Raw genomic sequence first — 22,364 nt, 5'->3', positions numbered from 1 at the left:
CATTACAACACCGATCCCCGCCCGCAGGATCACAGGCTATGTTGAATAACACGAGTACGCCGTCCTGATGAAACAAAAAGAATTGTGGATCAACCAAATCAAAGGGTTATGCATCTGCCTGGTGGTCATTTATCACTCTGTGATTACGTTCTATCCCCACCTGACCGCTTTCCAGTATCCGTTATCGGAGATTCTGACGAAATGCTGGATCTACTTTAACCTCTATCTGGCGCCGTTTCGTATGCCGGTGTTTTTCTTTATTTCCGGGTATCTGATCCGCCGCTATATTGACAGCATGCCCTGGGGAACCTGTATTGATAAACGGATCTGGAGCATTGTCTGGGTACTGGCGCTCTGGGGAGTGGCGCAATGGCTGGCGCTTAGCTGGCTCAACCACTGGCTGGCGCCCGAACGCGACATCAACAATGCCTCCAACGCCGCTTATGCCGGGTCCGTCGGCGAGTTTATTCACGGAATGCTGACGGCCAGCACCAGCCTCTGGTATCTGTATGCGCTGGTTGTCTATTTTGTGCTGTGTAAAGTCTTCAGCCAATGGGCAAAACCACTGTTCGTACTGTTTGTACTGCTGAGCGTGACGATAAACTTCGTGCCGACGCCGTGGTGGGGAATGAACAGCGTGATCCGCAACCTGCCTTACTACAGCCTCGGCGCCTGGTTTGGCGCCACGCTGATGGAGTGGATTAAGCATGTCCCACTGCGTCGTTATGCTATCGCGTTTGCGGGCATTGCGCTGCTCGCCGTCATCGCCTAGCTGGCTCATGTATCCCTGCTGCTCTCACTGGTGTCGATTGTGCTGATCATGAAGCTTTTCTATCAGTATGAGCAGCGCTTCGGCATGCGTTCTTCCAGCCTGCTGAATGTCATCGGCTCAAACACTATTGCTATCTATACAACCCACCGTATCCTGGTCGAAGCGTTCAGCTTAACGTTGATTCCGAAAATCAACGGCGCGGCATGGTCGCCGCAGCTTGAGTTTGCTCTGCTGTTGGTTTACCCCTTTGCCAGTCTGCTGATTTGCACGCTGACGGGCCTTACCGTCCGAAAAATTTCGCAACGCCTGTTTGCCGATCTCTTCTTCTCTCCGCCTTCACTCCCCGCCGTTACCAGCTATTCGCGTTAATCTTTTCGCCCCCTCCCGGGGGCGAATCAATTTGCTAAAGAGAAACGATCACGGATAATAAAGAGCATTGCTTATCAGTGATATGCCCCCATAGTGTGGTGTATACCCAATAGAGATCCTGCAACCACTATGCCTGAACAACAACGTTATACTCTGCCAACCAAACCCGGCGATCAGCGCCAGTTGGGTGAGCTTACCGGCGCCGCCTGCGCCACGCTGGTGGCGGAGATTGCCGAGCGCCATGCTGGCCCAATCGTGCTTATTGCACCTGACATGCAAAACGCCCTGCGCCTGCATGACGAAGTTCGCCAGTTCACCGACCAACTGGTGATGAATCTGGCGGACTGGGAAACGCTCCCTTACGACAGCTTTTCCCCACACCAGGAAATCATCTCTTCACGCCTGTCCACGCTTTACCAGTTGCCGTCAATGCAGCGCGGCGTATTGATTGTTCCGGTAAATACGCTGATGCAGCGCGTTTGCCCGCACAGTTATTTGCACGGCCACGCCCTGGTGATGAAAAAGGGTCAGCGTTTGTCGCGCGACGCCCTGCGCGCACAGCTGGATAGCGCGGGCTATCGCCATGTTGATCAGGTCATGGAACACGGTGAATACGCCACTCGCGGCGCGCTGCTGGATCTGTTTCCGATGGGCAGCGAACAGCCCTATCGTCTTGATTTTTTTGATGATGAAATCGACAGCTTGCGCCTGTTTGATGCCGATACCCAGCGTACGCTGGAAGAAGTCGACGCCATCAATTTGCTGCCCGCGCATGAATTTCCGACCGATAAAACGGCCATCGAGCTGTTCCGCAGCCAGTGGCGTGACACATTTGAAGTTAAACGCGACGCCGAGCATATTTACCAGCAGGTCAGTAAAGGCACGCTGCCTGCCGGGATCGAATACTGGCAGCCGCTGTTCTTCAACGAGCCGCTGCCGCCTCTGTTCAGCTACTTCCCGGCGAACACGCTGCTGGTGAATACCGGCGCGCTGGAAAACAGCGCTGAACGCTTCCAGGCCGATACCCTGGCGCGTTTTGAAAACCGTGGCGTCGATCCTATGCGCCCACTTTTGCCGCCGGAATCCCTGTGGCTGCGGGTCGATGAGCTGTTCTCCGAACTCAAACGCTGGCCCCGCGTACAGTTAAAAACCGAACATCTGCCAGGTAAGGCGGCGAATACCAATCTGGGTTTCCAGAAACTGCCGGATCTGGCGGTACAGGCGCAGCAAAAAGCGCCGCTGGACGCGCTGCGTAGATTTCTTGAATCCTTCAACGGGCCGGTCATTTTCTCCGTAGAAAGCGAAGGCCGCCGCGAAGCGCTCGGGGAACTGCTCGCCCGTATTAAAATTTCACCCAAACGAATTTTGCGCCTGGATGAAGCGCTCGACGCCGGACGTTACCTGATGATTGGCGCTGCGGAGCATGGCTTCATTGATACGCAGCGTAATCTGGCGCTTATTTGCGAGAGCGATTTGCTGGGTGAACGCGTTGCGCGTCGCCGTCAGGACTCACGTCGCACGATTAACCCCGACACGCTGATCCGCAACCTGGCGGAACTGCATCCTGGCCAGCCGGTGGTACACCTTGAGCATGGTGTGGGGCGTTATGCGGGTATGACGACGCTGGAAGCCGGCGGCATCAAGGGCGAGTACCTGATGCTCACCTACGCCAACGACGCCAGACTGTACGTACCGGTGTCATCTTTGCATCTCATCAGCCGCTATGCCGGAGGCGCCGAAGAGAACGCGCCGCTGCATAAACTGGGCGGCGACGCCTGGTCTCGCGCCCGACAGAAAGCCGCGGAGAAAGTGCGCGACGTAGCGGCAGAGCTACTGGATATTTACGCCCAGCGCGCGGCAAAAGAAGGTTTCGCCTTTAAGCACGATCGCGAGCAGTATCAACTGTTCTGCGACAGCTTCCCGTTCGAAACCACGCCAGACCAGGCGCAGGCCATTAACGCCGTCCTGAGCGACATGTGCCAACCGCTGGCAATGGATCGTCTGGTGTGCGGCGACGTCGGCTTCGGGAAAACCGAAGTGGCGATGCGCGCCGCGTTCCTAGCGGTGGAAAACCACAAACAGGTCGCGGTGCTGGTGCCTACCACCCTGCTGGCGCAACAGCATTTCGATAACTTCCGCGACCGCTTCGCCAACTGGCCGGTGCGCATCGAAATGCTCTCCCGTTTCCGTAGCGCCAAAGAGCAAGCGCAGATCCTTGAGCAGGTCGCTGAGGGGAAAATCGACATTCTGATCGGCACTCATAAGCTGCTGCAAAGCGATGTGAAATTAAAAGATTTGGGCTTGCTGATTGTCGATGAAGAGCACCGTTTCGGCGTGCGGCATAAAGAGCGCATCAAGGCAATGCGCGCCGACGTCGATATTCTGACGCTGACGGCAACGCCAATCCCTCGTACGCTCAACATGGCGATGAGCGGTATGCGCGATCTGTCGATCATTGCCACACCGCCCGCCCGTCGTCTGGCGGTAAAAACCTTCGTCCGCGAATATGACAACCTGGTGGTGCGCGAGGCTATCCTGCGTGAAGTTCTGCGCGGCGGCCAGGTGTATTATCTGTATAACGACGTGGAGAATATCCAGAAAGCCGCGGACCGACTGGCGGAACTGGTGCCGGAAGCCCGCATCGCGATTGGTCACGGGCAGATGCGCGAGCGCGAACTTGAGCGCGTTATGAACGACTTCCACCACCAGCGCTTTAACGTTCTGGTGTGTACCACCATTATCGAAACCGGTATTGATATTCCAACCGCGAACACGATCATCATTGAGCGCGCCGACCATTTCGGCCTGGCGCAGCTCCACCAGCTACGTGGTCGCGTTGGACGTTCGCACCATCAGGCGTATGCCTGGCTGCTGACGCCGCATCCAAAAGCGATGACGACCGACGCGCAAAAACGTCTGGAAGCCATTGCCTCGCTGGAGGATTTGGGCGCCGGTTTTGCGCTGGCGACCCACGACCTCGAAATTCGCGGCGCTGGCGAGCTGCTTGGCGAAGATCAGAGCGGGCAGATGGAGACTATCGGCTTCTCGCTGTATATGGAGCTGCTGGAAAACGCCGTGGATGCGCTGAAAGCCGGACGTGAGCCGTCGCTGGAAGACCTCACCAGCCAGCAGACGGAAGTCGAACTGCGTATGCCGTCGCTGCTGCCGGATGATTTTATCCCGGATGTGAATACGCGTCTGTCGTTCTATAAACGCATTGCCAGTGCGAAAAACGAAAACGAGCTGGAGGAGCTCAAGGTAGAGCTGATCGACCGTTTCGGCCTGCTGCCTGACCCGGCGCGCAATCTGCTGGATATCGCGCGTCTGCGCCAACAGGCACAGAAGCTGGGCATTCGAAAACTGGAAGGCAACGAGAAAGGCGGTACGATTGAGTTTGCCGAGAAAAATCACGTTAACCCAACCTGGCTGATTGGTCTGTTGCAAAAACAACCGCAGCACTTCCGCCTCGACGGCCCGACACGCCTGAAGTTTATTCAGGATCTGGCGGAGCGTAAAACGCGTATGGACTGGGTGCGCCAGTTTATGGCGCAACTGGAAGAAAACGCGGCGGCGTAACGCTCTACGACGCCGGATGGCGGCGCAAGCGCCTTATCCGGCCTACGGGAAGCATATCCTGTAGGCCCGGTAAGCGCAGCGCCACCGGGCACATCGCCTTATCCGACCTACGGGAAGCATACCCTGTAGGCCCGGTAAGCGCAGCACCACCGGGCGTAATGCCCTCTGCCATCCCCGCGTTTTCGCCCACATTTACAACACTTTGCACTTCTCTTGCACTTCAAGACATGACAACCCGCCATAATGATCATTGACTCAATTTATTACAATAACCCTTTTATTTGTGATGATAATGAATAACATGCGACTTTCCCGCTGGCTGGCGTTTTTTACGCTCGCCGCGTCCGTAGCGCTGGCGATACCGGCGCAGGCGAACACATGGCCGCTTCCTCCTCCCGGCAGCAAACTGGTGGGCGAGAATACATTTCACGTTGTCGAAAACAACGGCGGCTCGCTGGAGGCGATTGCTAAAAAATACAATGTCGGTTTTTTAGCGTTGCTACAGGCAAACCCGGGCGTTGATCCTTACGTTCCCCGCGCGGGCAGCGTTCTGACCATCCCTCTGCAAACCTTACTGCCGGATGCGCCGCGCGAAGGTATTGTGATTAACCTCGCCGAATTGCGTCTGTATTACTACCCTCCCGGAAAAAATTCGGTGACCGTGTATCCAATCGGTATCGGTCAACTGGGTGGCGATACGTTGACGCCAACGATGGTCACTACCGTCTCGGATAAGCGCGCGAACCCAACCTGGACGCCTACGGCGAATATCCGCGCCCGTTACAAGGCTCAGGGAATAGACCTCCCTGCCGTGGTTCCCGCCGGGCCGGATAACCCAATGGGCCATCATGCGATCCGCTTAGCGGCTTATGGCGGCGTCTACTTGCTGCACGGCACGAATGCTGATTTCGGTATCGGGATGCGCGTCAGTTCCGGCTGTATTCGCCTGCGTGACGGTGATATTGAGACGCTGTTCCGTCAGGTCACGCCAGGTACGAAGGTCAACATTATTAATACGCCGATCAAAGCGTCCGTTGAACCTGGCGGCATGCGCCTGGTAGAAGTCCACCAGCCGTTATCGAAGAATATTGATGACGATCCGCAAATATTGCCGATCGTATTGAACGGTCAAATGCAGGCTTTCAAAGATGCCGCACAGACCGATGCCGCCGTTATGGAGCATGTTATGGAAGTGCGTTCAGGAATGCCGGTCGATGTCACCCGCCATCCCGGGATAACGCAGCAGTCGATGTAACGTCGGATAATAAAAAAGCCCCGCTCAGACAGCGGGGCTTTTTTGTGGCAGTAGCAGTGGCATTAATGAGGGTTAATGCTTATTTGTAGATAACCGCAGTCCCGTGGAGGGTGTTAGGACCGGTTACCGAAGTAATGCGGAAAGATTTCGCGCCCATTTCATCCGCTTTTTGCGCCAGTTGATCTTCCAGAGATCCCAGGTTAGTCCCGGCGGTTGCGGAAATGGTGCCCACTTTCTGTTGATCTACAGGCGTCGCCTGAACTTCAACAGCAGCGAAACTTGCGAAAGAGAGTGAACTCAGTACAGCGGCAGCAATGAGGGTTTTTACGTTTTTCATGATAGTGACCTTTAGCAGATGAACGGTGTCGAATATTTACTTAACGATCGATAGGTAAATCATAGATGTGATCCATGTCACACGTCAACACTTTTTTATAACGATCATTATATAAATTAAAAAGAACTTATTTTTCATATCAATACAGGTGAATTATTTTTCTTCTGAATGCGCTGGAGACTGAGCGGGATTATTTTTATAATGGTTGTTCAACAAACCCAACAAGGTACAACGGCATCATGACAACTGACTCGACAGGTTGCGTAAAAAAAAGCCGTGGCCGACCAAAAGTGTTCGACAGGGAAGCCGCGCTTGATAAGGCCATGACACTCTTCTGGCAGCACGGCTATGAAGCAACATCGCTCGCCGACCTCGTGGAAGCGACCGGCGCAAAAGCGCCCACGCTGTACGCAGAATTTACGAACAAGGAAGGGTTGTTCCGCGCAGTGCTGGACCGCTATATCAGCCGCTTTGCGGCAAAACATGAGGCCCAGCTCTTTTGTGAAGAAAAAAGCGTTGAGTCCGCGCTGGAAGACTATTTCACCGCCGTCGCGACATGCTTCACCAGTAAAGACACCCCTGCCGGGTGCTTTATGATCAACACGTCCGCCACACTGGCCGCCTCCTCCCGTGAAATCGCCCATACGGTGAAATCCCGCCACGCGATGCAGGAGCAGACGCTGACCCAGTTTTTGCGCCAGCGGCAGGAGCGCGGGGAAATTCCGGCGCACTGCAATCCACAAACGCTGGCGGAATATCTGAACTGTATTTTACAAGGAATGTCGATCAGCGCGCGTGAAGGCGCGACGTTTGACAAGCTGATGCAGATAACCCGCACCACCCTACGGCTGTGGCCGGAGATGCTGAAGGCTTAGCGCCTGACCGTCTGATAAAAAAAGCCCCTCAGCCTGAGCGAATGAGGGGCTAACGTGCAGAGTACAGCTTTTTTTACGCGTCGTTATTCAGAATCAATTGACCGTTATTATCCAGCGGGATTTGCGTTCCGGGATCTTTATCCATGCGGATTTTCCCCTGCTGATCGCCAATCTTGTAAGTGACGTCATAGCCCAGCATTTTCTCTGACTTGTCATACACCGTTTTACAACGCTGCTGCGTAGAGGTGTAGGTGTCATTTTCCTGCATTGATCCCTGGATTTGGTTACCGGCGTACCCTCCGCCCAGCGCCCCAACGACGGTCGCCACATCTTTACCACGGCCACCGCCGAACTGATGACCAATCACGCCGCCAGCAACCGCGCCAAGCACCGAACCGGCAATGCGATTTTCGTCCTGAACAGGTTTGCGGTGCGTGACCGTCACGTTGCGGCATTCCTGACGCGGTGTTTTGACGGTTTCTTTTATGGGTGTGGCTGATACGACTTGCGCATATTTCGGGCTACGGTCAAAAACGTTCAGACTGGCCACTGCCGCCACACCCAGCGCAGCAGCTACGCCAATCCCTATACCCGCCAACATTGATTTATTCACGGGAATTCCTCCTTTTTTGCTATTAGTAACAATTTTGCAACCAGCAGTGGGGTTAAGCAAATCAGAAAGAGGATGAAAAGTGCGGGGTTATGCGGCAAACAGACACGATTCAGAGAACTCTGAAGCAGATGGCGCGATTAAATTGCCGGATGGCGGCCGATGGCCTTATCCGGCCTACATGCAGTGCGAGCCGTAGGCCTGATAAGCGAAGCGCCATCAGGCGATACGGTAAGGATTAATGCAGTTTCAGACGCGGGCGAATCACACGGTTAATGCTGCCTACTAACATCATTAACCCGGTTTTAAAGTAACCGTGCAGCGCAATCTGGTGCATACGGTAAAGCGAAATGTAAACAAAACGCGCAATACGCCCTTCCACCATCATTGAACCGCGCATCAGGTTCCCCATCAGGCTGCCGACAGTCGAGAAATTAGAGAGCGATACCAGCGAACCGTGATCTTTATAAACGTAGTCTTTCATCGGTTTGCCTTTCATCTGCGCCAGAATATTATTCAGTGCGCAGCTTGCCATCTGATGCGCGGCCTGTGCGCGCGGCGGCACAAAGCCCCCTTCAGGACGTGCGCAGGAAGCACAGTCGCCGATGGCATAAACATCCGGGTCTCGGGTGGTTTGCAGCGTCGGTTCAACCACTAACTGGTTGATGCGGTTAGTTTCCAGCCCGCCAATGTCTTTCAGGAAATCAGGCGCTTTAATCCCTGCCGCCCACACCATCAGGTCAGCTTTGATGTGTTCGCCATCTTTCGTGTGCAGGCCGCCTTCGTCTGCGCTGGTCACCATCGTCTGAGTCAGTACGCGTACGCCCAGTTTGGTCAGTTCGCTATGCGCCGCAGCGGAAATACGCGGCGGCAGCGCAGGCAGAATGCGCTCACCGGCTTCAACCAGCGTCACGTTCAGCGCTTCGTTAGTCAGGCCTTTGTAGCCGTAGCTGTGCAGCTGTTTCACAGCGTTATGCAGTTCCGCAGAAAGCTCCACGCCCGTTGCGCCGCCACCGACAATCGCAATGTTGACCTTACCGCTAACACCCATGCAGGAAGAGTATTTCAGGAACAGGTTCAGCATTTCCTGATGGAAGCGACGCGCCTGATGCGGGTTGTCCAGGAAAATACAGTGTTCTTTAACGCCAGGGGTGTTGAAGTCGTTAGAGGTACTGCCCAGCGCCATCACCAGGGTGTCGTACGCGATTTTACGCTCAGGAACCAACAGTTCCCCTTTCTCGTCACGCAGTTCCGCAATGGTGATCGTTTTCGCTTCACGATCGATATCCATAACCGAACCCAACTGGAACTGGAAACCATGATTACGCGCATGCGCCAGGTAGCTCAGAGCGTCCACGCCTTCGTCCAGTGAACCGGTCGCCACTTCATGCAGCAACGGCTTCCACAGATGGCTGTGGTTTCTGTCCACCAGCGTGATTTTTGCCTTTTTCTTACGACCCAGTTTTTTACCCAACTGAGTCGCCATTTCAAGCCCGCCAGCACCGCCGCCGACAATCACGATCTTTTTCAATGGTGTAGTCAACGTGACCCCCCCTTAAATTTATTAACCAATTGTTAAGTAAAAGTTATAAATATAGCCTTTAATTAACAATAAGTTACGGTAATGCAAAGTGACTTCGCTAGTGAGAATAACACGAACGGTGCATTGGTCATACCAAAATTGATGTACATCAAGTTTTCTCGCTGAAAAGATAGACAACCCTGCCTGAATGCTCATAAAAAAACCAGCCCGAAGGCTGGTTTCTGAGGGGGGTGATCGGGTTATAACGGCTTAACCTAACGTTTTAAACGCTTTTATCCTCTGTAAATGAGGAGAGATATTCTTAAATTTATGGGTCTGCTCTTCGTCCCAGACAATTTCATAGAAATGATGCAGCTCTTTTGCCGAACGATGGCTGTCCAGCGCTTCATCATGCCGGGACAGGATCACCAGGCAGCGATCGCGGTTTTTTTCGCGGAAATTGGTGACGCATTTCGTTGCGATATCGGCATACTCTTCCGGGCGGTCGATTTTGCCTTCCATGTTCTCATAGGGGAACAGATTAGGGTTGAATACCACCTGGCGTATGTCGCACAGGAAGCCAATCCGCTCCGCCCAATACCCACCCAGTCCTACGCCACAAATTAATGGCCGATCGTCCACATTCAGTTGCAACATTTTATCTACTTCTTTCAGCAGATGCTGCATGTCATGTTTGGGATGCCGTGTGCTATAGCTGATCAGTCTGACATCCGAATCAATAAACTGTAGCTGCAACACTTTCTCGTGGTTACCCGGACTGTTGGAGTCAAAACCGTGTAAATAGATAATCATCGCATCCTCACACAAAACTCGGGTTAATGACCTGCTTTTTCTTCCTGCCAGCGTTCATTCAACTGGTTAAGCTGGGCGCTGACCGTTTTCCAGCGTGCGGAGTCCATCAACTCCTGACGCGAAAATGAACCTTTATGATACAAACGCGTAACACGTTCTGCATTGATCGGCGACAGATTATCTAACACGCTGACCGCTCCTTTACGATTATTACAGACCAGGATCATATCGCAACCCGCATCCAGCGACGCCTGCCCGCGCTCTGCGTAGCTCCCCATAATCGCCGCCCCCTCCATCGACAGGTCATCGGAGAAAATCACGCCATCAAAACCAAGTTCCTCACGCAGCACCGTTTTCAGCCAGTGCGGTGAACCACTCGCCGGACGCGGATCGACATCGCTGTATATGACGTGCGCCGGCATAATCGCATCAAGTTTGTTCCCGGTGATTAGCGAACGGAACACCGACATATCCCTGGCGCGAATTTCCGCCTCAGGACGCGGATCGGTTGGCGTTTCTTTGTGCGAATCGGCAGTGACTGCCCCGTGTCCGGGGAAGTGCTTACCGGTGGTTTTCATTCCGGCAGCATGCATCCCGTCGATAAAACGCGTCGCCATTGCCAGAGCTTTAAGCGGATCGGCATGGTAAGAACGCTCGCCAATTGCTGCGCTGATATGCCCGACATCCAGCACCGGCGCGAAACTGATATCAATGTCCATCGCGATCATCTCGCTGGCCATTAGCCACCCGGCATCCTGCGCCAGTTTGCCCCCTTCTTCCAGCCCGTGCAGCGCAGCAAAAGATTGTGCGGCTGGCAGGCGGGTAAAACCTTCACGAAAACGCTGTACGCGTCCGCCTTCCTGGTCAACCGCCACCACCAGATGATTGCGCGAAGCCACCCGAATCTGGCGGACTAACTCGCGCAGCTGCTCCGGGTCATGATAATTACGCGTAAAGAGGATCAGCCCCCCCACCAGCGGATGGGCCAGAATCTCGCGCTCTTCTGCGTCCAGCTCAAACCCTTCGACATCCAACATTACTGGACCCACACTGCTCTCCTTATCCTTTCTTTTTCAGCTGCCGCCAGGCGTCGTCGGCCAGCCTGATAAATTGTTGTTCGCCGGTTTGCTGCCAGCGGTATTCAAACCATCCGGCTTTCAGCATCATTACCCAGGGGCGCCATAACCTGACCTGCCGCCATAGCGTTTGCGGACAGATATGCGCAACGGCGGCATAGGATCTCACCAGCCGTTGATGCTGCCGCTCATCCTCTACCCATACGGCGGCCAGCTCCAGAGCGACATCGCCGTCCCCGGCGTATTCCCAGTCAATCAACCGTAGCCCCGATGCCGTCTGTACCAGGTTATCGCCGTGGACATCCATATGCAAAGGCGCCAGACGCAGCGGACGAGGTTCCCGCGCCGCTCGCAGCCGTTTTAGCATCCGTAGCCAGTACGGCGTCCTGCGTGCCGGATCGCTCCCCTGCCAGTAGCGCATAAGCAGCGGTAACAGCGAAATACGCCAGCCAAAACGCGGTTGTTGATGCAGATGATACAGTAAGCCCGCCAGTTCGTCGGTATCCGGTAATCCAGATTTTACCTCTCCCTGCAAATAGTCCACCGCCATCCAGCCTGGAATATAAAAACGCGGTTTGGGAGCAAGGGTTTCCGGTAAACGTGACAACGCGTGATACTGACGCAAAAAATCAGATTCAGGCGCGAAGGGATCATGATGGCAACGGAGCACCAGACGGCGGGCGTCATGTTCAATGATGCAACTCCCGCCGCTTAATCCGTTGTGGCAGGCGGCGACGGGATGATATTGCGGGAAGTAGCGCGACAAAACGTCGTCGCGCGTCAGTAGATTATTGTTGCTGGACTGCACCTTTACCTGACCAGATTATCTCGCCAGTTTGTACCAGCATTAACTGCATTTGCAGCGATGGCGCATTGACGTTACCCGCCGCGCTGGAATAGAGCACATATTGCGCCCCTACGTTACGGGCGATGCCAATCGCTTTACTGCGCGTACCGAGGCTGTCCTGCGGTGATAAACCCAGTTGCTGCTTCGCCATCGCCAGTTGCTGCGCGGAAACCAGCGTAAATTTACCGTTATTCGCCAGCGCATTACGTAAAGTCTCTGTGGCCTCACCCGCGTTGAGCGAACCGTTGGTGCGGTTATTTACGCTATCGACCAGCAGTACGTTACCCGCCGTTACGCCATCAGCCTGGAGCATTTTTCCGACCATCGGCTGCATCGCGCTGTTCCAGTCATAATGGCGCACGCGCGGCGCAGGCTGTGCGGTCTGGTCTTCGTGTTCAATCGGGCCCGGCTGTTGCGGGATCGTCGGCACCGATGGCACGACCGGCACAGGCTGCTGCGGCTCAGCTGGCTGTTCCGGCGCCGGTTTGACTTCATCAACCGGTGCGGGTTCACGTTGCCCCACACAACCGGAGAGGAATATCGCCAGCGCGGCCACCAGTGCGTAGCGACTCATTTTCGTCATCAAAATTCACCCCTTACAAATAAAGATAAAGTCTAACCTTATGCGCCCCCAGATAATTGGCGCTGCCATACAGCGTGACCGACGAACGCGCCGGGATAGTCACACTGCGTGGCGCTTCCAGAGGATGCATTTCCAGCCCTCTGGCGTCATACCAGTAAAACCGATAATGCACGGTAACGGGTTCTTGCCTTTCGTTATAGAGGCGTGAGGATGCAGAAGGCTGAATATCGGACGTCGTCAACGCAGGCGCTTCCGCCGTGATACCGGCCGCCAGCAGCGTTGACTCCATCACCAGTGTCTGTTCATCACTGACCGGAATTTCAGGGTGTGAGCGACAACCCGCAAGCAACAGTAAGGCCAGTGATATCGCAAGGCATCCTCTGGTCATTGTCAGAGGCCTTTATGCGCCAGCATCGGCCCCAGCGCACGCCCGCCCAGCAGGTGCATATGAATGTGATAAACCTCCTGCCCGCCATGACGGTTAGTATTCATGATCAGGCGGTAGCCGTCTTCGGCAATGCCTTCCTGCCCGGCAATTTTTGCCGCGACGGTGATCATACGGCCCAGCGCCTGTTCGTGCTCCGCCGTGACATCATTAACCGTTGGGATCAGGGTATTCGGGATGATCAGAATGTGCGTGGGCGCCTGCGGCGAAATATCGCGAAATGCGGTAACCAGTTCATCCTGGTAAACGATATCCGAGGGGATTTCACGACGGATAATTTTGCTGAATATAGTTTCTTCTGCCACGACATTTTTCCTTTTTTCAAAATTAGCCATAACGTTGCGCCATGCTACGCCGAGCCACACTGCGAGTATAGAGTATGAGCGAGTTACTCACGCTCTTTCAACTTTAACCCACGATTTATTAAGCAAAAAATCTGTCAGTTGCTGCGCTTATACTCATTTCCCTCTTCTCTTTGCACCTCATAGCACTGAAACAAGATTTCATTTTCACCCGTAACATCTGTTTACAGCATTAATGCAAGTGCGTATATTTCGCATTTGCATTTTCATGCGCATTTGATGGTTAGAAAATTAAAAGGGTTCGCCATGCCATTTCATGGTTTGAACTTAACGTTCATCATTATTAGGGGTTTTTCGATGTCTTTCACAACACACACCCAGGATGAGCAGCGTCAGCCTGCCGCAGTTCCCACTCTGCTGGCAGCCTGCATCGCTATGGCATTGATGCCTTCCACCAGCTTCGCCGCTACCACAACAGAAGAAACAATCGTTGTTGATAGCGCATCACAAGCCGACACGTCCAGCGATGAAGAACAGGACTACAACGTTAAAACGACAACCGCTGGCACTAAAATGCAGATGGCGCAGCGCGATATTCCTCAGTCTGTCAGTATCATCAGCCAGCAACGCATGGCTGATCAGCAATTACAAACCCTTGGCGATGTGATGGACAGCACGCTGGGTATCAGCAGAAGCCAGTCAGACTCCGACCGCAACCTCTACTACTCACGCGGTTTCCTCATCGACAACTACATGGTCGATGGCATCCCCACCTATTTTGAATCACGCTGGAATCTTGGCGATGCCCTTTCTGACACGGCCCTGTTTGAACGTGTGGAAGTCGTACGCGGCGCAAATGGATTAATGACCGGAACCGGCAACCCTTCCGCGTCTATCAATATGATCCGCAAACATGCCACCAGCCGTGAATTCAAAGGTAATGTGTCTGCGGAATATGGAAGCTGGAACAAACAGCGTTACGTAACCGATTTACAAAGCCCGCTGACAGAAGACGGTAACGTACGTGCGCGGATTGTTGCGGGTTATCAGAACAATGACTCATGGCTGGATCGTTATAACAGCGAGAAAACATTCTTCTCCGGCATTATCGATGCCGATCTGGGGAGCACAACCAGCCTTTCCGCCGGGTATGAATATCAACGCATCGACGTTAACAGCCCGACCTGGGGCGGTTTACCTCGCTGGAATACGGATGGCAGCACCAACAAATATGACCGCTCGCGCAGTACCGCTCCAGACTGGGCTTACAACGATAAAGAATTTAATAAAGTCTTTGTCACGCTGAAGCAGCGTTTTGCGGATACCTGGCAGGCAACGCTCAACGCCACGCATTCTGAAATCAAATTCGACAGCAAAATGATGTACCTGGATGCCTATGTCAATAAAGACACCGGTATGCTGGTTGGCCCTTACGCCAACTACGGGCCAGAGTACGGTTACATTGGCGGTACGGGCTGGAACAGCGGCAAACGTAAAGTCGATGCTGTCGATCTTTTCGCCGATGGGGGCTACGACCTGTTTGGCCGTCAGCATAACCTGATGATCGGTGGAAGCTACAGCAAACAGAATAACCGCTATATGAATACCTGGGCGAACGTATTCCCGGATGAACTGGGCAATTTCTACAACTACGACGGTAACTTCCCGGAAACAAACTGGGGTCAACAAACCGTTGCCCAGGATGATACCACGCACATGAAATCGCTCTATGCAGCGACCCGCATTTCGCTGGCCGATCCGCTGCATCTGATCATCGGCGCTCGCTACACCAACTGGAGTATCGACACGCTGACCTACCGGATGGAGAAAAACCATACCACGCCATATGCCGGACTGGTGTATGACATTGATGATAACTGGTCTGCCTACGCCAGCTATACTTCCATCTTCCAGCCACAGAACTATCGTGATAGCTCGGGTAAATATCTCACCCCTATTACGGGTAATAACTATGAAGTGGGCTTGAAATCTGACTGGATGAACAGCCGCCTGACCACCACATTGTCGGTCTTCCGTATTGAGCAGGATAACGTCGGTCAGTCGACCGGTAGACCGATTTCAGGTAGTAACGGCGACACCGCGTATAAAGCGGTAGACGGAACCGTCAGCAAAGGCGTTGAATTCGAAATTAACGGCGCTATCACCGACAACTGGCAGATGACCTTCGGCGCAACGCGCTTTATCGCGGAAGATAACGAGGGAAATGCGGTGAATCCGAACTTGCCACGTACAACCGTGAAGTTGTTTACCAGCTACCGTCTGCCAGTCATGCCTGAGTTGACCGTCGGCGGTGGCGTTAACTGGCAGAACCGTGTTCACGGCAGCGACACTGTCACACCATACGGCACATGGCGCGCGGAACAAGGCAGCTATGCGTTAGTGGATCTGTTCACTCGCTACCAGGTAACCAAAAACTTCGCCGTACAGGGCAACATTAACAACCTGTTAGACAAAACCTACGACACCAATATCGATGGTTCTATTGTCTACGGCGAACCACGTAACGTCAGCATTACTGCAAGCTATCAGTTCTGATAAACGTCACTGACGAGAAGGGAGCCATCTGGCTCCCTTTTTTACGTTCTCGCAAGCCTGATGGCGGCTAACGCCTTATCAGGCCTACAACTGTGCTATAACCGTAGGCCGGATAAGCCACGCGCCATCCGGCAACACAGCGTAAAAAAGGCAGCCATTTGGCTGCCTTAGTTCTCCCCAACGTCTTACTGCTTAGCTATTGCGGATGTATTCATCCATTTCCGTTTTCAGGTTATCGGATTTCGTACCGAAAATGGCCTGAACGCCGGAACCTGCGACGACGACACCAGCTGCGCCAAGCGTCTTCAGGCCAGCCTGATCCACTTTAGCAACGTCAGCGACGCTAACGCGCAGACGGGTGATACATGCGTCGAGGTTAGTGATGTTCTCTTTACCACCAAACGCGGCGATCAGGGCCGGAGCCATTTCACTGGTTGCGCCCACTTTGCTGTCTTCGCTCGCGTCTTCACGACCCGGCGTTTTCAGATCCAGCGCTTTAATCAGCACACGGAAGACGGTGTAGTAAATAATCGCATAACCTGCACCAACAATCGGGAACAGCCACAGTTTGCTGCTGTTGCCAGACAGAACGATGAAGTCGATCAGACCGTGCGAGAACGATGTACCGTCACGCATACCCAGCAGGATACAGATCGGGAATGCCAGACCTGCCAGAATCGCGTGGATAACGTACAGGATCGGCGCAACGAACATGAAGGAGAACTCGATCGGCTCGGTGATACCGGTCAGGAACGAGGTCAACGCTGCGGAGATCATGATACCGCCCACTTTCGCGCGGTTTTCCGGTTTAGCAGAGTGCCAGATCGCGATAGCCGCAGCAGGCAGACCGTACATTTTGAACAGGAAGCCGCCGGACAGTTTGCCCGCAGTCGGGTCGCCCGCCATATAGCGAGGAATGTCGCCGTGGAACACCTGACCTGCTGCGTTGGTGTATTCACCGATCTGCATCTGGAAAGGAACGTTCCAGATATGGTGCAGACCAAACGGCACCAGGCAGCGCTCAATGAAGCCATAGATACCGAACGCCACAACCGGGTTCTGGTAAGCAGCCCACTGAGAGAACGTCTGGATAGCCGTCCCGATCGGCGGCCAAATGAAGGACAGGATCACGCCGGTGAAGATGGCAGCCAGACCAGAAATGATCGGCACAAAGCGTTTACCCGCAAAGAAGCCCAGATACTCAGGCAATTTGATACGGTAGAAGCGGTTAAACATGTACGCTGCAATCGCACCGGAGATAATCCCCCCGAGAACACCGGTATCCGCCAGGTGTTTTGCTGCGATTTCTTCAGCAGGTAAATGCAGAACCAGCGGCGCAACCACGGCCATGGTTTTGACCATGATGCCGTAAGCGACAACCGAGGCCAGAGCCGAAACGCCGTCGTTGTTGGTGAAGCCCAGTGCGACACCAATGGCGAAAATCAGCGGCATATTTGCAAAAACAGAACCGCCTGCTTCTGCCATAACGTGCGACACAACGGCTGGCAGCCAGCTGAAGTTAGCGGAACCGACGCCCAGCAGGATACCTGCGATAGGCAGTACGGATACCGGTAGCATCAGCGATTTACCGACCTTTTGCAGGTTAGCAAATGCATTCTTAAACATAATTAGGAGTGCTCCTGAGTATTTGTGCTTATACACTTCATCCTTCAAACCGCCTCAGCGTTGGCTGCGCTCGTTCATCCCAGTCACTTACTCAAGTAAGCTCCTGCAATTCACTCACTTGCCGCCCTGATGCAGCCTGAATGATTTTGTGTATTCTACGTTTTCACGCATTGGCGAGGGGGGAGAACCTCGCCGTGGACAGGGCATCTAAGCGCCCTTTATTTATTACACAGAGTAAAATAAATAAGCTCGGTTTTGTTTGACGGCTATCACGTTTCAGCTCCTGACAGCCATAAAACCATCACATTCTGACAAAATGAGTGTCTGAATGTTACAATTCGCTCATTCACCGCCCATTTTGTGGCGGTGAACTTTACTCGCTTTAAATATTAATTACGAGCTTTAAAAAAAACTCAGTTAACGGGTTGATTGCAGGCGAGAAGCGTCGATGTGGAACAAGCGGGCAAAGTTTTCAGTGGTTGCCTGCGCCAGTTCTTCAACGGCAACACCCTTCAATACGGCCATATACTCTGCGACATCGCGAACCATTGCAGGCTGGTTCTCTTTACCACGATGTGGCACCGGAGCAAGATAAGGAGAGTCCGTCTCAACCAGCAGACGATCCAGAGGAACATAGCGGGCGGCATCACGTAACTGCTCGGCGTTGCGGAAGGTCACGATCCCGGAAAAAGAGATATAAAACCCAAGATCCAATAATTTACCCGCCGTCTCTCTGTCCTCTGTAAAACAGTGTAGTACGCCACCGCAATCCGTCACTTTTTCTTCGCGCAAAATCGCCAGCGTATCGGCACGTGCGTCACGGGTATGCACAATCACGGGTTTATTTAATTCACGGCCAATCTGAATATGGTTAATGAAGGATTCTTGCTGGCGAACTTTTGTTTCCGGCGTATAAAAATAATCCAGCCCGGTCTCCCCCATGGCCACCACGCCTTCTTCAGCGGCAAAGCGACGCAGGTCTTCCACATCGTATGTTTCATCCTGGTTTAACGGGTGTACGCCGCAGGAAAACACAACGTTATCCCGCTCGCCAACCAGTTCGCGCATACTCCGGTATCCGGGCAGGGTTGTCGCCACCGCCAGGCAGAACTTCACCTCGCGCGCGGCGGCTTTTGCCAGCACGTCATCCACGTCCTTATGCAGAGATTGATAATCCAGGCCATCAAGATGGCAGTGTGAGTCGACTAAAAACATAATGTCTCTCTCAAAGATGGGAAACAGGCAACACGGCGCCTGGTTGCAGGTAATGCTCTATGCGGAGAATAAGATCGGTTAATACCAGTTCGCGGTTTAATCCGGTCACGTTAATCAGCTGTTCGCGACAATGGCAGACATCACTGAGTATGGCCTGGATGCGTGCGACGGATAACCGTTCAGCTATCGACGCCACCAGCGTTCCGGCATCCTGATTTGTCAGGCTAGAAGTGCCATACCGGTATTTAAGGGCATCCATAAGCAGCGTTGCCAGCCAGTGTAAACGTACGGCGGCCTGTTCGTGATTCAACACCGACAGAAGGATATACCAGTCGCCAGATTGCAGCGTATTCGCCAGCGCTTCGCAAAGCGCGTTACGATGCGCCCAGCTGTCGGCCTGCAACAACGCCAGAGCGGCGCCGGGAGCCCCTGCGCTCAGGCGCAGCGCCGCCAGCAACGTCTCTTGTGACATTGTCACTTCACGAGAAAGCCAGGAAACAGCGTATTGTTCAGATGGCGGCGCAAGATGATGCAGACGGCAGCGGCTGCGTAAAGTCGCCAGCAGGCGTGCCGGTTCACGGCTGGCAAGGAAGAACCAGGTTTGCTCCGGCGGCTCTTCGAGCGTCTTTAATAAGGCATTCGCCGCGGCATCAGTCAGCAGGGCCGCATCCGGGATCAACACGACTTTCGCGCCGCCAAGTCGAGAATGTTCGTACAGCTTCTCGCCCACATCGCGTACCGCGTCCACGCCAAGGGTGCTTTTCCCCTTTTCCGGCAACAGCGAATAATAGTCAGGATGCGTACCCGCCTGCATTAACTGGCAGCCACGACAGCGCCCGCAGCTTTTATGCCCTTCCGGTTGCTGGCACAGCAAATAACGACTGAGGGCATAAATCAGCGCATCATCCCCCATTCCGGGCAACGCCTGAATCAGTAACGCATGGTGGCCCCGACCCGCCTGATAGCTTGCTACCAGTTTTTCAAAGTCTGGCCGTAACCACGGATACCATTTCATGCACCCTGCTCCTTGATCCAGGCCGTCACGGTTGTGCGAATATCGTTCATCACAGCCTCCAGCGGCTGAGTCGCATCAATGGTGCGAATGCTGGCATCGCTGGCGGCCAGCTCAAGGTAGCGGGCACGCGTGCGATTGAAGAAATCCAGAGACTCCTGCTCAATGCGGTCAAGTTCGCCGCGCGCGCGCGCGCGTTTTAAGCCAACCTCCGGCGTCACATCCAGATACAGAGTCAGGTCAGGACGGAAGTCGCCCAATACCGCATCACGCAGCGTCGCCAGCATCGTCTGGTCGATCCCTCGGCCGCCGCCCTGGTAGGCCTGGGTGGACAGGTCATGGCGATCGCCAATGACCCATGTTCCTTTTGCCAGCGCAGGCTTGATAACGGTTTCCACCAGTTGCACCCGCGCGGCATAAAACATCAGCACTTCAGCTTTATCCGTGATCGTTTCATCACCTACCGATTTGATGTCCAGCACCAGACTTCTTAATTTCTCTGCAAGCTGGGTGCCGCCCGGCTCACGCGTAAAAATCATGTCGTGAATACCCAGTTGCTCAAGTGTCTCCACCACCACGTTACGCGCGGTGGTTTTTCCGGCGCCTTCCAGGCCTTCGATGACGATATAGTTACTGCCCATTTTTTTCCTTAAGCACTTTCAGGTAGTCCTGCACTGACCGGTTATGGCTGGCAAGATTGGTGTTAAACGTGTGACCGCCCTTTCCGTCAGCCACAAAATAGAGGTACGGCGTTTTCGCCGGATGCGCGGCGGCTTTCAAAGAGGCTTCGCCAGGCATGGCGATAGGACCTGGCGGCAACCCGGTGATGGTATAGGTGTTATACGCCGTCGGCGTTTCCAGCGCCGCGCGCGACAGCTTACCATTATAACTCGCCCCCATGCCGTAAATCACGGTCGGATCGGTCTGCAAACGCATACCAATACGCAGACGGTTAATAAAGACTGATGCCACCTGATCGCGTTCGCTGGCGACGGCCGTCTCTTTCTCGATAATAGACGCCATCGTCACCAGTTGATTCTTATCTTTATAAGGCAGCCCTTCCGCGCGCCCTTCCCAGACGTCATCTACCGCTTTAACCATCTTTTGATGCGCACGCTTCAGAAGCGCGACGTCGGTGGTATTGGCGGTATACATCCAGGTGTCCGGCCAGAACCAGCCTTCAAGCCACTCCGGGTTCTCCAGCTTCAGCGCCTGCGCGACGGTTTCGTAACGGTCATCGCTAAGCGTATGCTGAATATAAGGCGCATTTCGCAACTGATTCAGGTAATCGCTCAGGCGCATCCCTTCGACCAGACGTAGCGGGAACTGTGCTTCTTTACCGCTTTCCAGCAGTTTCAGCATCTCCCGTACGGTCATGTCAGGCGTTAAACGATAGGTGCCCGCTTTAAAGTTTGATAATTCAGGTTCAACGCGCAGCAACCACTGAAACACGCGCGGCCGATTGATAATTTTGTCGGCGTAGAGTTGATCGCCTAATGCCAGACGCCCGGTTCCGGCCTTCAGGGTAAAGATCGTCTCTTCTTTTATTAACAAGGGGCTGTCGGCCAGTTGGCGCACTTTCCACATTCCTGCGCCAGCGGCAATGCCCAACACAACGACCAGCAGAAGGAAAAAGCGTAACATTCTTTTCATGACTAATTCGGGTGCTCACAAAGTGGGGCTAAAAAATCGAACAATGAACGTGCAAACATCAGTTTATCGCCACAGGCGCGCACGGGAATCACGGGCATCAACGCATTGCAGATAACCATCTCATCGGCCTGCATAAGCGCGTCCTCCCTGGCATACACTTCGACAACCTGGAAAGGCGATTGTGCCAGCGACTGTAAACAAAATTGTCGCATAATGCCGTTTACCCCCGCCTGATCCAGGCGCGGCGTGTACACCACATTCTCTTTACGCCAGAACAAATTAGCCGCACAGCATTCCGTAACCCATCCCTCGCTGTCAAGAACCAGCGCTTCATCGGCGTTTGTCTGCTCAAGATGAGACCGGATCAGTACCTGTTCCAGCCGGTTAAGGTGTTTTATACCCGCAAGCATAGGGTTACGCCCCAGCCTTACGGGGCTTAGCGCCAGCGTAATACCTTCCGTACGCCAGCGTTCATAATGGGTGGGATAAGGAGAAACGGATAAAATTCGCGTGGCCTCACGGCAGTTTGACGGGCTGTAGCCCCTGCCGCCGCTGCCACGACTCAGGATAACTTTCAGTACGCCACTGTTCTGGCCTGCTGCCATCGCCGTCATTTCGTGTTGCAGCTCCGTCCATTGACTGAAGGGAAGCAGCAGTTTTTCGCAGGCATCCTGCAAACGGCGAAGGTGTGCGGGCAGGAGGCAAATTTTACCGTCACGGATTCGCGCAGTAGTGAAACAGCCATCACCAAACTGCGTCGCGCGATCGCTTGCGGCAAGAGAATCCTGTTCACGGCCATTAATTAAGAACATAGTGGCTCCTTATTCGTGGTCGATTAGTGTGGCAGGATGGTTAACACAGGACAAGGGAAGAAAGCTGAATAAAAAAGGCCCGACAAGCGGACCTTTTTACTCTCTGGT

General features: G+C 53.9%; 19 protein-coding genes and 1 pseudogene. 5 read left to right on the top strand and 15 right to left on the bottom strand.

The genetic code is table 11. The features are described from left to right. Window positions 1–67 precede the first annotated feature (67 nt). The 3 genes and pseudogenes from OGV67_RS12520 (at window position 68) to ldtC (ending at window position 5,972) form a co-directional block, all read left to right on the top strand. Window positions 68–1,141 (top strand): annotated as a pseudogene (locus OGV67_RS12520) (acyltransferase family protein). A gap of 129 nt (window positions 1,142–1,270) precedes the next feature. Beyond that, window positions 1,271–4,717, top strand: a complete 3,447-nt coding sequence (gene mfd / locus OGV67_RS12515; RefSeq protein WP_058669010.1) for a transcription-repair coupling factor — start codon at window positions 1,271–1,273, stop codon at window positions 4,715–4,717. Between the two features lie 289 nt (window positions 4,718–5,006). Then, entirely contained in the window at window positions 5,007–5,972 is a 966-nt protein-coding gene (gene ldtC / locus OGV67_RS12510) for a L,D-transpeptidase LdtC (protein WP_024130431.1), read from the top strand. A 79-nt stretch (window positions 5,973–6,051) separates the two neighbouring features. Here the strand turns inward: ldtC and bhsA are convergent, their stop codons facing one another. Next, a complete protein-coding gene (gene bhsA / locus OGV67_RS12505; protein WP_047457498.1) occupies window positions 6,052–6,309 on the bottom strand; it encodes a multiple stress resistance protein BhsA in 258 nt (85 codons plus the stop codon). Between the two features lie 239 nt (window positions 6,310–6,548). Here bhsA and comR point away from each other — a divergent pair, with 239 nt between their 5' ends. Next, complete coding sequence (comR, locus tag OGV67_RS12500; RefSeq protein WP_024130432.1) at window positions 6,549–7,184, top strand: TetR family copper-responsive transcriptional repressor ComR; 636 nt, start codon at window positions 6,549–6,551, stop codon at window positions 7,182–7,184. A 73-nt stretch (window positions 7,185–7,257) separates the two neighbouring features. Here the strand turns inward: comR and OGV67_RS12495 are convergent, their stop codons facing one another. The 8 genes from OGV67_RS12495 to hinT all read right to left on the bottom strand — a co-directional run bounded on the left by OGV67_RS12495 (window position 7,258) and on the right by hinT (window position 13,385). Beyond that, window positions 7,258–7,797 (bottom strand): glycine zipper 2TM domain-containing protein, encoded by a 540-nt coding sequence (locus tag OGV67_RS12495; protein ID WP_024130433.1) that lies wholly within the window; start codon window positions 7,795–7,797, stop codon window positions 7,258–7,260. A 235-nt stretch (window positions 7,798–8,032) separates the two neighbouring features. Continuing rightward, the gene (gene ndh / locus OGV67_RS12490) at window positions 8,033–9,337 is read right to left on the bottom strand and encodes an NADH-quinone dehydrogenase (RefSeq protein WP_115614861.1); all 1,305 of its coding nucleotides are present in this window, start codon (window positions 9,335–9,337) and stop codon (window positions 8,033–8,035) included. Window positions 9,338–9,586: 249 nt separating this feature from the next. Then, window positions 9,587–10,129: an alpha/beta hydrolase YcfP gene (gene ycfP, locus OGV67_RS12485; protein ID WP_012132812.1), complete on the bottom strand. Its 543-nt coding sequence runs from the start codon at window positions 10,127–10,129 to the stop codon at window positions 9,587–9,589. 23 nt (window positions 10,130–10,152) lie between these two features. After that, complete coding sequence (gene nagZ / locus OGV67_RS12480; protein ID WP_115614862.1) at window positions 10,153–11,178, bottom strand: beta-N-acetylhexosaminidase; 1,026 nt, start codon at window positions 11,176–11,178, stop codon at window positions 10,153–10,155. Between the two features lie 10 nt (window positions 11,179–11,188). Further along, window positions 11,189–12,013, bottom strand: coding sequence for a thiamine kinase (gene thiK, locus OGV67_RS12475; protein WP_115614863.1), 825 nt, complete (start codon window positions 12,011–12,013; stop codon window positions 11,189–11,191). After that, window positions 11,994–12,635 (bottom strand): penicillin-binding protein activator LpoB, encoded by a 642-nt coding sequence (gene lpoB / locus OGV67_RS12470; RefSeq protein WP_104868796.1) that lies wholly within the window; start codon window positions 12,633–12,635, stop codon window positions 11,994–11,996. Before lpoB ends, thiK begins: the two co-directional genes overlap by 20 nt. 13 nt (window positions 12,636–12,648) lie before the next feature. Next, complete coding sequence (locus OGV67_RS12465; protein ID WP_071258229.1) at window positions 12,649–13,023, bottom strand: YcfL family putative periplasmic lipoprotein; 375 nt, start codon at window positions 13,021–13,023, stop codon at window positions 12,649–12,651. A gap of 2 nt (window positions 13,024–13,025) precedes the next feature. Then, window positions 13,026–13,385 (bottom strand): purine nucleoside phosphoramidase, encoded by a 360-nt coding sequence (gene hinT, locus OGV67_RS12460; RefSeq protein ID WP_047463701.1) that lies wholly within the window; start codon window positions 13,383–13,385, stop codon window positions 13,026–13,028. Between the two features lie 354 nt (window positions 13,386–13,739). On the opposite strand from hinT, the gene fhuE reads away from it, so the two are divergent. Then, entirely contained in the window at window positions 13,740–15,938 is a 2,199-nt protein-coding gene (gene fhuE / locus OGV67_RS12455) for a ferric-rhodotorulic acid/ferric-coprogen receptor FhuE (protein ID WP_115615340.1), read from the top strand. Between the two features lie 192 nt (window positions 15,939–16,130). Here fhuE and ptsG read toward each other — a convergent pair whose 3' ends face one another. The 6 genes from ptsG to pabC all read right to left on the bottom strand — a co-directional run bounded on the left by ptsG (window position 16,131) and on the right by pabC (window position 22,256). Beyond that, a complete protein-coding gene (gene ptsG, locus OGV67_RS12450) occupies window positions 16,131–17,564 on the bottom strand; it encodes a PTS glucose transporter subunit IIBC (protein WP_024130440.1) in 1,434 nt (477 codons plus the stop codon). A gap of 417 nt (window positions 17,565–17,981) precedes the next feature. Next, window positions 17,982–18,779: a metal-dependent hydrolase gene (locus OGV67_RS12445; protein WP_012132822.1), complete on the bottom strand. Its 798-nt coding sequence runs from the start codon at window positions 18,777–18,779 to the stop codon at window positions 17,982–17,984. A 10-nt stretch (window positions 18,780–18,789) separates the two neighbouring features. Continuing rightward, window positions 18,790–19,794 carry a DNA polymerase III subunit delta' gene (gene holB, locus OGV67_RS12440; protein WP_110494344.1) on the bottom strand — a complete coding sequence of 335 codons (1,005 nt, stop codon included), beginning with the start codon at window positions 19,792–19,794 and terminating at the stop codon, window positions 18,790–18,792. Further along, the gene (gene tmk / locus OGV67_RS12435) at window positions 19,791–20,432 is read right to left on the bottom strand and encodes a dTMP kinase (protein WP_012132824.1); all 642 of its coding nucleotides are present in this window, start codon (window positions 20,430–20,432) and stop codon (window positions 19,791–19,793) included. Before tmk ends, holB begins: the two co-directional genes overlap by 4 nt. Beyond that, window positions 20,422–21,444 carry a cell division protein YceG gene (gene yceG, locus OGV67_RS12430; protein ID WP_049008934.1) on the bottom strand — a complete coding sequence of 341 codons (1,023 nt, stop codon included), beginning with the start codon at window positions 21,442–21,444 and terminating at the stop codon, window positions 20,422–20,424. The genes tmk and yceG overlap by 11 nt, the downstream gene beginning before the upstream one ends. 2 nt (window positions 21,445–21,446) lie before the next feature. Then, entirely contained in the window at window positions 21,447–22,256 is an 810-nt protein-coding gene (pabC, locus tag OGV67_RS12425) for an aminodeoxychorismate lyase (protein ID WP_012132826.1), read from the bottom strand. Window positions 22,257–22,364: the final 108 nt, after the last annotated feature.

The organism is Citrobacter sp. CK188 (assembly GCF_030333525.1).
GTDB classification, from domain to species: Bacteria; Pseudomonadota; Gammaproteobacteria; order Enterobacterales; family Enterobacteriaceae; genus Citrobacter_B; species Citrobacter_B koseri.
This window is presented reverse-complemented; position numbering and strand designations above follow the sequence as displayed.